We start from the raw sequence: 2,564 nt of genomic DNA, 5'->3' as shown, positions 1-2,564 counted from the left end.
GTCCAGGATCGCCGATGGGCTCAGCCGAACAAGGCGGCCTTCACCGGAGGGGTACTTATCATCGCCAGATGGCCGAGAAGCTCGCCGGCACGGGCGTCAGCGTTAGTGAGTATCTTCGGCGTTTGATCATCACCGACCTGGAAGGCCATCAGGACTACATGGTGAAGCTCATGGGCCACCGGCTCGTACAGGCGTCCGTCCATCTGGCAGCCCTTTCGAAGGATCGCTTCAGCGAACAAGAGTTCAAACACCTACGGACCATGGCGGCTGACATTGGCGTTGCCGCCTTTGGTCCCCTCCCCGTCCGTCCATACGATTTCGATAGACCGCCTGAAGTCATGGCAAAGCTGCAGGTTCTCCACGACCTGCTTGATGGATTTCAGGCCGAGGGGCTGAATTGGTTTCAGGCGGCTTCAAACGAAAAGGCCTCCGACAGGCATGTCGGGCGCCGTTAACCCTTCATTAATCCAGGGTGAGCAACCTTTGCCTCGGACCCCTCATAACTTTGCGTGGCGCGCGCCCGTTCGCTTACGCATGCTTGAGAGTCCATATCTTGAAATCTCCCCTCTACTCGCGTCCTGCTGCCTCCAAACACGAGGAGCCTCAGCAGCGTGCGCCGAGCCAATCGCCCGCTTCATCGGCAAAGAGCGAAACCTCCCCCACGCCCCTTCTGCCCGATGTGAGAAACGAGGCTTCCCAGTCGCCGCTGCATATCGCCACGACCATACGCGATCACGCCCAGATCATTGCTCTGGGCACGCCCCTGCCGGCCGAAGCCCGAGCAGCCTTGGCTGAAGACCTGCTCGTCAGCCTCGTCCGCGCCCTAGCGCGCGTGGCGGTGGAGATGCAAAATTGGTCAGACCCCTACCGTTCGGAAGACGACCTTTAATGATCAACGCCCGGTCACCCGCGCCCCATTCGTTGTTGCGCGCAGCCCTTTACGCTCGCTTCTCCAGCGACCTGCAGAAACAGACCTCGATCGAGGATCAGTTCCTCGCATGCCGCACCTTCGCCGCCCGCCAGGGCATCAAGATCGTCGACGCCTATGACGACGCCGCCATCTCCGGCGCCTCGACCGCCAACCGTCCCGGCCTTCTTTCCATGGTGCGAGCCGCCAAGCGTGGCGAGTTCAACGTGGTGATCTGCGAAGCTCTAGATCGACTGTCGCGATCGCAGGCTGATATCGCCGCCATCTATGAGGACCTGCGCTTCCACGGCGTCGCCATCCACACGATCTCGGAAGGCGCCGTCGACGAACTGCACGTCGGCCTGAAAGGCACGATGAACGCCCTCTTCCTCCAGGAAATCCGCCGCAAGACCCGGCGGGGCCTGGAGGGCGTGGTTCGTGATGGCCGCCACACCGGCGGGCGGGTCTACGGTTACGCCATCCGCCGCGAATTCGACGCAGCAGGCGAACCGATCAGGGGTCTTCGCGATATCGTCCCGGCCGAGGCCGAGGTCGTCGTCGAGATCTTTCGCAAATACGCTGCGGGCGCCTCCCCACGCGCCATTGCGGCGGACTTGAACGCGCGCGGCGTCCCCAGCCCTCGAGGCAAGACCTGGAACGCCTCAACCATCAACGGCAACGCTAGTCGCGGAAACGGTGTCATCCACAATGAATTTTACCGGGGCGCCCTGGTGTTCGGCCGCCAGACTTGGATGAAGGACCCCAGCACCGGCATTCGCACTGCCCGCAAGGGCAACCCCGCCGACATTGTCCACGGGGAGGTTCCGGACCTGCGCATCGTCCCTGAGGAACTTTGGCTTAAGGTCCGCGCCCGGTATGAAGAAAATCGCCTAGGACCGCAGAAGACATCACCTCTGTCCTCCGTTCGCCCGAGGCACCTGCTCAGCGGCAAGCTCACATGCGGCTGTTGCGGCGGCCCGATGATCCGCAGCGGCTCTGAGCAGAGGTTCGTCTGCTCCTGGCGACGCGAGCGCGGTCCGGCCGCCTGCGACAACGGCCGAGGCGTCAAGGGCGCCGACATCGCCGATCGGGTCCTGGCTGCCCTCCGGGATCGCCTGCTCGCGCCGGACATCGTCGCCTCCGCCATGGAAGAGGCGCGCCTCGAAATGGACAAGCGCAATCGAGACATCCGGGGCCGACGAAGCAAGCTGGAATCCGACCTGGCCGAAGCCAAGCGCCGGTCGGACCGGCTGATCGACCAAGTGGCCGACGGCACCCTGAGCGGCGCCGCGATCAAGGAGAAGCTGGCCGCCCTCGAGGCCCAGCGCGCGACGCTGGAGACGGAACTGGCGGCGAAGGAAGCGCCCTCGCCGGTATCCCTTCACCCAAGGATCGCTGAGCACTATCGCCGCGTGGTGGGCGATCTCGCCCAGGCGCTTCACCGCAGCGACAGCGAGGCGGCGGCCGAGGCCCGCGACCTGGTGCGTCGCCTGATCGAGACAGTCGTGGTCACGCCTTTGCCGGAGCGGGGCCAGTATGGGCTGACCGTGAAAGGACAAATCGCCGCCCTGGTGAACCAGGACGGCGATTGTACTATTGTAGTGGGTGCGGGAGCAGGATTTGAACCTGCGACCTTCAGGTTATGAGCCTGACGAGC

Annotated in this window: 3 protein-coding genes; all 3 read left to right on the top strand. The window is 63.8% G+C overall.

Translation table 11 applies throughout. The annotated features are described in order from the left end of the window. A partial coding sequence (locus DXK21_RS16335) for a hypothetical protein (RefSeq protein WP_211306073.1) occupies positions 1 to 455 on the top strand: 455 nt, incomplete at its 5' end. Positions 456 to 553: 98 nt separating this feature from the next. After that, positions 554 to 889, top strand: a complete 336-nt coding sequence (locus DXK21_RS16655; RefSeq protein ID WP_162790728.1) for a hypothetical protein — start codon at positions 554 to 556, stop codon at positions 887 to 889. Next, positions 889 to 2,553 (top strand): recombinase family protein, encoded by a 1,665-nt coding sequence (locus DXK21_RS16325; protein WP_114818818.1) that lies wholly within the window; start codon positions 889 to 891, stop codon positions 2,551 to 2,553. Before DXK21_RS16655 ends, DXK21_RS16325 begins: the two co-directional genes overlap by 1 nt. Positions 2,554 to 2,564: the final 11 nt, after the last annotated feature.

It is taken from the genome of Brevundimonas bullata (assembly GCF_003350205.1).
Classification (GTDB): domain Bacteria; phylum Pseudomonadota; class Alphaproteobacteria; order Caulobacterales; family Caulobacteraceae; genus Brevundimonas; species Brevundimonas bullata.
This window is presented reverse-complemented; position numbering and strand designations above follow the sequence as displayed.

What these genes read in the sequence shown, in the direction of transcription:
- DXK21_RS16325 (WP_114818818.1), top strand. Translation starts at nt 889, where the DNA reads ATGATCAACGCCCGGTCACCCGCGCCCCATTCGTTGTTGCGCGCAGCC.